We start from the raw sequence: 6306 nt of genomic DNA on the forward strand, positions 1-6306 counted from the left end.
TTGATATCTTTGACGATCTTCTCGCCAGGGCTCTTCGTTGTCTTTCTCATCATCCACTCCTTGGTGGCTACGATGAGCAACAAACCCTCTCTTAGCAAATCGACCTATTTGGACCCATAAGCGCTGACGTCAGACAGTGGAGTTGCGTCGATGTAGCGTGCTATTTACTCCGGCAAGCCGGCCTTCCTTAACCCTATGAGGTACGGATCAAGGCCATTTGGCTTTTTGGTCGGCAAAACTTCCGAGAGATAGGATAGTGTCAGGTCCGGTTTTTCTTTTATTGCCAATGCAACCTCTGCACGTGCTTCATCTATTTGGCCGAGATGCGCCAATGATGAAGCCATAACAGCATGCGGCCAATAACTGGTTGATCGCGGGTTTTGAATGGTTATGCGCGCCCAGTGGGCACCTTCAATATAGTCACCAGAAAGAACACACGCCAATGCGTGCACAACCGTTGACGCCCAATGGATTGGGTCTCGTGGACTGAGACGTTCCGAGTGGAGACAGGAGGCCTTTGCGTCTTCAAGACGGTCAGCCAAGGTGAAAACCATCCCCAAACCATGATAAGCTTGGGCAAAACTTGGATTTAGTTTCACCGCAGTCTCAAGCGCAGCTATCGATTCATCATGTTGTCCCTGCATCATGTAAATTCGACCAATTGCAAAATACGCGACCGAGTCTTGATCATCAATTGCAAGAGCTCTTTGAGCAGCTTTCATACCCGCATCAAGATCATCTTTGATGTTGTCAGAACAACCCAAAACCACTTTTTGATAGTGAATGTAAGACATATAGGCGTAGGCAAGAGTGAAGTTCGGGTCGAGATCCGTTGCTCTCTTTAACAACTTGAGGCCCGCAATTAAATCATCTGGTTCATATTTCCACATGTGCCAGACACCACGCTGGTAGCTTTCCCAAGCGTCAAGATTTTCAGGTGCTTTCGCCGCAACGCGCTTTCTCTCTGCAGCCGAAAGTTCCGGTTCTATCGCGCCAACAATGGTGTTTGTCATCTCATCCTGGAGATCAAAAATATCTTCAATTTGCCTGTCATATCTTTCGGCCCAAACATGATTTCCCGTTGCCGCTTCGATCAACTGAACAGTAACTCGCACCCTGTTTCCGGCCTTGCGTACGCTTCCTTCCAACACGTAACGTACACCAAGTTCCTTTCCGACCTTTGTGATATCAACGGCCTGTCCTTTGTAGGTAAAGGTCGAATTGCGGGCGATTACAAAGAACCAGCGAACTTTCGACAGTGCGGTAATCAAATCCTCTGAGAGGCCATCAGCTAGATATTCTTGCTCTGCATCATCGGACATGTTGTCAAACGGCAAGACAGCAATAGAGGGTTTTTCTGGTATCACCAAAACTTCATCTGTGGACGTTTCAGAGCTTGAAGATTGTTGCCCTGCAGCAGCGAAACGCCACTGCCAAACGCGAATCTTCCCATCGATATTCTTAAGTTTTTGCTCGCCCATATCTTCGAAGCTTGCTTCGATATTTTTGTGGACACTCTGATAAACAATATCAGAAACGCACACGCCACCAGGATCAGCCAAAGCCTCAAGTCGTGCAGCGAGATTGACGCCATCCCCATAGATATCATCACCTTCAATGATAACGTCCCCGAGATTGATACCGCAACGCAATTTGATCGGGCTATCTTCCTTAGCGAGAGCTCGTTGGACTGCGACTGCGCATTCAACCGCGGCGACAACAGATGGGAACTCAACCAGCACTCCATCCCCCATTAATTTGACGATACGCCCGTCAAATTTTTTTGTTGTCGGATCAAACAATGTAATACGATGAGCTTTGAGCGCCGCCAGTGTCCCAGCCTCGTCTTCCCCCATCAACTTGGAATAACCCACCACATCAGCGGCTAATATGGCAGCAAGCCTTCGTTCCATGTGTGATCCTCTCAGCAAAGGACTGTAATGGGCGCGGTTTATTTAATCCATGCATTAAATGCCGTGGAAACAATGGCCGTTTCTGGCACTTTGACAATTCAATCCTTGTCGCGATACGGACGATCACATAGTTCAAAATGGTAAATTGTCCGCGCTGCAGTCATCCAGGTAACCGAAATGCTGCGCGATACACGAACGGCCGTTTTGAAGGGCTGCGCTGCAGCATCGGTTTACTCCATCCAATGTCTGGAATGGGCCGTTCAGCCCAGGAAATATGAGCTGAACAACGGCGCCGCAACAGGTTATGCCAGAATGGTGCCTTGACTGTTTATGCATCCCTTAGATCGAACGGGAGTGCTTTCCTGCCTTGTGCAATGCTCGTAATTCTTCTGTCAGAAAGTCGACAAACCGCCGGACGCGTACTGTTCTTCTGAGGTCAGAGTGTAAGAGCACCCAAAGCCATGGACCGGGAGAAACATGCGTTCCCGGCATCCTGCGAATGTTGGGGAAAGCAGGCTCTATAAGAGTCGGTAAATGGGACATGCCGACAGACAGATTCACGAAGTGCACCCTCATTTGTCCGTCAGAGACTTCGTGGCGCAGTGTCGCGTTTGGGAATGGCGAGGGCCGCGACCAGCTTTGGGGCGTGCGGTTGGTCGGAGCCCCAATCCAGGTGAGGCCAACACCGTCGGCACCCGCATTTGGGACTGTATTTTCGAGGTATTCCTTGCTGGCATAGACGCCAATCTCCAACTGGAAGAGTTTACGTGCCACCACGTCGTCAGTCACGTCCTGCGCAGCGCGTAGTGATATGTCGGTTTCGTCATTGGTGATAGATTCCACCTCTGATGTCAGTCGCATCTCGATGTCTATCTCTGGATATTGTTCACTGAATCGCGCGACAATCGGCGCCACAATGTCATAGGCAAGGATTGGCGTCAGCGAGAACCGAATTTTGCCCGCTTCGCTACGATCAAATCCTTCAACCCGTTTGCGTGCCGCGAAGATTTTCTGTTCTGCGTCTTCTGCCATTGGCAAAAGGGCTTCTCCGAATTCGGTGAGTGAAAAGCCCTGTCTGGATCGGTGAAATAATCGCACTCCATAGCTGGTCTCCAGTGCCTGGATGTTACGATTTACAGTGCCATGGCTGGTTCCGACCATTTCAGCGGCCGCCCGCAGATTGCCCGCCCGCGCCACGGCGAGGAAATGAGGCAAGAATTCCCAATCAAATGTACGCATGTTCCACTCATGTAACAGTATGTTCAATTTGTTTCGTATTAGATTGTCTGACGTATTGATACAAAGAACTGAACCTATCCTTCCTCACCCGCTCTGCTGCGCGTCTCAAAGACAGGACTTTCACTATGAAACGATACCATCCCTTTTTCGTTGGCCTGCACTGGCTCATCGCTGTGATGATCCTTGTTGCGCTAATTCTTGGTGGCCCCAGCCTGGCAGAGATTCCAAATGATAGCCCGGACAAGATGTTTGGGCTGACCGGTCATATGATCTGGGGTCTGACAATTGGGGTGCTTATGACCCTGCGACTGGCGATGCGCATCTTTGCCAAGGCGCCACCTCATGCGGATGCGGGCAACTCTGCACTGAATTCGGGTGCCAAACTTGCGCATTTGGGGATTTATGCGCTTGTCTTTTCAATGGTTGTCAGCGGTATTGCTCTTGCCTATTCAGCGGGGCTTTTCTCGATCATTTTTGGAGGGTCCGGGGCAGCATTACCTCCAACTTTCAGTGTTTTCCCCGCGCGTGTGGTACACGGCATTATTGGGACTGTCCTTCTTGCTTTGATCGGACTTCACGTTGCGGGATGGGCTTATCACCAGTTCTACGTGCGAGACCGGCTGATCAGCCGCATGTGGTTTGGCAAGCGCAGCTAAAACGCCGATGAACCGTTATGGAGGATGTGCGATGCTGCAGTCGAATTGGCGCTATGCTGGCCTGACTAAGTTATCTGCAAAACTCTTGATCCATGATTGTAACGCCGCTCCAGCATCTTTAGCGCGGCGTTTCTTAGACTGAATAGATTTCAGGACTATGATTGGCTTGGAATAATTTGGAAGCTTCCGGTTTTTTCAAAGGTTGATTAGCCGGTCATTTGGTGATCTTCGACATCGCGAAACCGCCGTACCAGATAGTCCACAAATGCTCGGGTTTTCGGCGCCAGATTGCGCCTGTCGGCAAACATCACAACAATATCAGTGCTGGGCGGTGCGTATTCCGGCAAGACGTGCACAAGTTCGCCAGATCGGAACTTCCAATTTGCCATGTAACAGGGTAGTCGCGCGATCCCGATGCCAGCGAGTGCCGCACGAAAGACAACATCGGTGCTGTTTCCCTCGAAACTGCCGGTCGCTTCAAATCTGTCACCGGTTATTGGTTCAACACTGTTCCAGACGTTTCTTGGGCTTTTGCCCGCAACTCTAAGGCAGTTGTGTTCTGCCAATTCGGCAAAATTTGTTGGTACGCCAAACCGCTCAAGGTATTCAGGTGAAGCACATAACACCCGACGGCTCCGCATTATGCGCCTGACAACCAAATCTGGGTTTTTGCGCTGTTCAGCAAAGCAGATCGCCGCATCAAACTTTTCACTTCGAAGATCAATTTCCCGATCCGTGACATCCAACGAGACTTGGATCTCAGGGTTCTCTTCCATGAACGCGGGCAATGCAGGAACCAGCTGGGACTTACCAAACGCTACCGTGGATGCGATTTTGAGTTCTCCACGCGGGATTCCATCCAGATTGTGGATCATCGCTTCGGCCTCTTTGAATTTGTCAGCCATTGCTTTGCATTTTTCGTAGAATTCTTGGCCCTCTTGCGTCGGCGAGACACCCGTTCTGGTGCGATCCAGCAGGCGGTAGTGCACCTGATCTTCAAGCAAACTGATCTGCTTGCTGACAGCCGATGGGGTTTGCCCCATCGATCTTGCAGCCGCAGAGATACTGCCCAACTCAACAACCGTCGCAAAGATCAACATTTGCGCTGAAATGTCCACGTTACATCCCTTGCTGTTCCAATCTGGCATGGGGCCTTTGCCAAAACACCAAATTGTAAGAGCCATCAAACACTCATATTTCTGCAGTGCAGCACAAATACTGCATTGCGGCAAGACAAGAGGTATTATCATGGCAATTACTCGATCAAACTGTGGACTGGATGTCGTTTTTGATGCTGGTTGCACATTCTTTAATCAAAAGCTGGGCCATTTGCGAAGGGTGCAAGCCAAACACAGGGTTTATCTCGCAACCTATTATGAACTCTCGGTCCTATCTAACCGTGAACTGAGAGATCTGAACATCCCGCGCTGCAACATCAAAAGACTAGCACTGGAGGCCGCCTATGCCTGTTAGCACCCAAAGGTTTAGACTAGATCGTAGTCACACCGTCGCTGCATCATTCGCGTTTCTGGCGAAAGTCGGAGCAAAAGCAAAAACTGCCTTGAAGGCTTTTCAAAAGGCTCGAATGCTGTCTGCGCTTTCAAATTTGGGCGACTATCAGCTCGCTCAGATCGGTATTTCGAGGTCCGACATCCCAAAATATGCCGAAAAACTGATGGCGGACGAATAGAGAAGCTGGCTCTTCTGTCAGATGTCTAAAGGAAAAGTGCTGGTTCTCGCTCCTCCCAGAGTAAGCCAGCATGAGCGGCGGCGAAAAATCAACAGGGAGCGCCAACGCACAGGGCCAGCATCTTCATCTCCTCCCGAAGGTGCTGGTCCAAACCTTCCAGCGAGACAAGAGCCATTCTGGCAATCTAACGTTACCATTTATGGCTAAAAGGGATTCCCTTTGTTCAATGAAAAACTAGAAGCAGTCGTTGGCTAAGGGTGCAGCTAATGATCACTTAAAGCCCATCTTAGCCGATTTTATGCAGTGTAGCTAAAGACCGTTTTAGGGAATTGAGAATCTTAAACCCTGCGGAGCAGCCTCAAGCAAGCTATAGGGTGAAAATATCGATACTGTTGCATCAATCTGCTGCGAGGGAACTGATTGAGTTACATCAACATGGCCACGGGTGAACGGTTGATTGGGCGAAAGCCGCAGCACAATAGAACATTTGACACGGCAAATAACGGTCATTTGCCCAATCTCTGCATAGTCTATATTGACTGAAGAGCTTTGAGCAAAAGGAAATAGATCAAGACACAATTGCCGCGAAACTGGCAGCTTTTTCGTGAACTTTTCTGTTTGTCAGGTACCAGCTGAGGTGAACGATGGCACGGCATTGTAAGTGTCCGTCACCAGAGTTTTTGGAACCAATGTGGGCCTAAACTAAGTGAGAGTTTGGCTCATCTTGTTGGTTTGATTATGCGGCGTGTTTGCGGTGATGCAAGCGCCGCGCTTCGAGCGTCTTCAGTTTGATCCTTTCGCGTTGTTT

The 6306-nt window shown here is 49.7% G+C and carries 5 protein-coding genes; 2 read left to right on the forward strand and 3 right to left on the reverse strand.

Annotated elements, in window-relative coordinates; all coding sequences use genetic code 11:
• Nucleotides 1-164: 164 nt before the first annotated feature.
• Nucleotides 165-1913: an adenylate/guanylate cyclase domain-containing protein gene (locus tag ROA7450_RS20525; RefSeq protein ID WP_085807836.1), complete on the reverse strand. Its 1749-nt coding sequence runs from the start codon at nucleotides 1911-1913 to the stop codon at nucleotides 165-167.
• A 339-nt stretch (nucleotides 1914-2252) separates the two neighbouring features.
• Nucleotides 2253-3152 carry a LysR family transcriptional regulator gene (locus tag ROA7450_RS20530; protein ID WP_085807837.1) on the reverse strand — a complete coding sequence of 300 codons (900 nt, stop codon included), beginning with the start codon at nucleotides 3150-3152 and terminating at the stop codon, nucleotides 2253-2255.
• Nucleotides 3153-3277: 125 nt separating this feature from the next.
• On the opposite strand from ROA7450_RS20530, the gene ROA7450_RS20535 reads away from it, so the two are divergent.
• Nucleotides 3278-3808, forward strand: coding sequence for a cytochrome b (locus tag ROA7450_RS20535; RefSeq protein WP_085807838.1), 531 nt, complete (start codon nucleotides 3278-3280; stop codon nucleotides 3806-3808).
• A 206-nt stretch (nucleotides 3809-4014) separates the two neighbouring features.
• Here the strand turns inward: ROA7450_RS20535 and ROA7450_RS20540 are convergent, their stop codons facing one another.
• On the reverse strand, nucleotides 4015-4992 hold the full coding sequence (locus tag ROA7450_RS20540; protein ID WP_234999622.1) for a LysR family transcriptional regulator: 978 nt from the start codon (nucleotides 4990-4992) through the stop codon (nucleotides 4015-4017).
• A 64-nt stretch (nucleotides 4993-5056) separates the two neighbouring features.
• Between ROA7450_RS20540 and ROA7450_RS20870 the strand changes: the two genes are divergently transcribed.
• Nucleotides 5057-5281, forward strand: coding sequence for a DUF1127 domain-containing protein (locus ROA7450_RS20870; protein WP_143534556.1), 225 nt, complete (start codon nucleotides 5057-5059; stop codon nucleotides 5279-5281).
• The last annotated feature ends 1025 nt before the right edge of the window (nucleotides 5282-6306 follow it).

The organism is Roseovarius albus (genome assembly GCF_900172335.1).
GTDB classification, from domain to species: Bacteria; Pseudomonadota; Alphaproteobacteria; order Rhodobacterales; family Rhodobacteraceae; genus Roseovarius; species Roseovarius albus.

Bases quoted from the DNA above. Each gene is read 5' to 3' on its own strand.
- ROA7450_RS20525 (WP_085807836.1), bottom strand. From the start codon at position 1,913: ATGGAACGAAGGCTTGCTGCCATATTAGCCGCTGATGTGGTGGGTTAT.
- ROA7450_RS20530 (WP_085807837.1), bottom strand. From the start codon at position 3,152: ATGCGTACATTTGATTGGGAATTCTTGCCTCATTTCCTCGCCGTGGCG.
- ROA7450_RS20535 (WP_085807838.1), top strand. From the start codon at position 3,278: ATGAAACGATACCATCCCTTTTTCGTTGGCCTGCACTGGCTCATCGCT.
- ROA7450_RS20540 (WP_234999622.1), bottom strand. From the start codon at position 4,992: ATGGCTCTTACAATTTGGTGTTTTGGCAAAGGCCCCATGCCAGATTGG.
- ROA7450_RS20870 (WP_143534556.1), top strand. From the start codon at position 5,057: ATGGCAATTACTCGATCAAACTGTGGACTGGATGTCGTTTTTGATGCT.